The 1,814-nt window shown below is 62.1% G+C and carries 1 protein-coding gene; it reads right to left on the reverse strand.

Annotated elements, in window-relative coordinates; all coding sequences use genetic code 11:
• Window positions 1-1,751, reverse strand: a 1,751-nt coding sequence (locus D7S86_RS28875) for a hemagglutinin repeat-containing protein (protein WP_205962908.1), incomplete at its 3' end; no start/stop codon positions are given.
• Window positions 1,752-1,814: the final 63 nt, after the last annotated feature.

Genomic DNA, 1,814 nt, shown 5'->3' on the forward strand with positions numbered 1-1,814 from the left:
GTGTCTTCGCTGTGAGTCTCGCCGTAGCTCAGTTGTACGCTCACACTCGGCGTTTTGCCGCCCGTTGCACCGCCCATCGCGCCGGCTGCGCCGGTCGCCGCCATCGCCGCATTGCCGGCTAACGCAATAGCGTGCAATGCCGTCGCGCGCGGATCGCCTTCGCCGTTCGATATCGCCTGCGCCTGTTGGATCGTCGCGTTGACCGCGTCGCCCACCGTACCCGCGAGCCCTAGCGTAAAGCCCGACGTGTCCGTCTCCACGGTCTTGGTGTGGTCTCGTGTGGCGGTGGCTGCGTCGAGCGTGATGTTCGCACCCGCGCCGCTTACGTGGCGCTTGGCGATGAGTTGACTGCCACTCGCGTGTAAGTCCGCGCCTGCCGCAAGCCTCACATCGCCGCCCGTGCTGCCGATCAGACTGCCGTGTGCGCGCGTTTGTGTGTCCTGAGCCGTCGTCTTCGTATCGCTCGTGCCGTACGAGAGGCCGCCCGTCGCGCCCAAGCCGCTCAGGTGGATATCGCTGTAGTGGCGATCGATCAAAGAATCGGTGCTTGCCGCGATGTTCAAATCGTTACCCGCACGCACATTGACGTCGCCCGTACTCGCGACTGTCGACCCTCTGATGGTCACGTCATGTGCCGCCTGTATATCGACTGTGTTACCGGAGAGCGTCGATCCAATCGAGGCGGTCTGTTGCTCCGTGTCGATCGTATGTGTCGATCTCGATCGCAGGAATTCACGTTGCGATTGCGTGTTCTCTTCATTGGCGTAGAGACTGCGCTCGCCTGCCGTGATCTGGATGTCGTGTCCGGCGGCCACAGTAAGCGCATCGCCTGCCTGCGCGTAAGCGGCTGTCGCGTTCACATCGTGACCGGTTGTGATCGTCAGGTTCTTGCCGGCCGATACTCGTGTGCCGGTATCGGTGCTCGAAGCGCGTTCGACGTGATCTCGCGTGGCCCATGCGACATGATCGTCACTTGACTGGGTCACGGTATCGAGATGGACATCGTGTGCGGCCGCGAGTGTCGCGTCGGCGCTTGCCTCGATATTCGCCGCGCGTGCGTTTAGATCGCGCCCCGCTTGAGCGTCAAGCGTGCCTGCGCGAATCGTCGATGTCTTGTCGAGCGTCTGGGCATTGCCGCTTAAATCGTGCGTGGCTTGCGTTGTCGAGAGGAGATTGAGATCGCCTCCGACCGACAGCGCGACTGCATTGCCTTGGATCAGACCACCGAGGTTGTTCAGGTCATAGACGGTGCGTGCCTGCACGGAGTGCCCCGCAAGCGTGCCTGAGTTCGTGATGCCGTCGGCCGTGACGATCGTCACCGACTGGCTTGCAAGCGTGCCCGAGTTGTGCAGACGTTCACTGTCGATCGACACGTTCTTGCCCGCGATCACACTGCCCGTTCCCGTCACATCGAGGTTGTTCGCGACGAGATAGACCTGCGGCACGAGTACGGTCTGTGTGGTGCCATCGGGCAAGGTGACCGTCTCGTTGACGAGCCATACGATGTCGCGCGTGAGCGCAGCCATCTGAGCCTCGGTGAGCGCGGTGCCGACGTTCAGGTCAAATTGCTTGGCCGCGGTCACGCCGTTGTTGATGAGCGCGGCGTATTGGTTCTGGTTGTCGGTGTAGTCGCCGAGGTGTTTGTGGCCTGTCGCAGCGATGATCTGCTGTTGCACGAGTTGCTGCTGATAAAAGCCGTCGCCGATGAACCGTGCAACCGACTGCGCATCGACATCGAGTTGCGCGAGCATGTCGCTCGCTGAGCGCCAGGTCGCGTCGTTCGCAAAGCGAGGATCGGTCTGGACCACATAGGG

The sequence above is a fragment of the Pararobbsia silviterrae genome, from assembly GCF_003628125.1.
Lineage (GTDB): Bacteria > Pseudomonadota > Gammaproteobacteria > Burkholderiales > Burkholderiaceae > Pararobbsia > Pararobbsia silviterrae.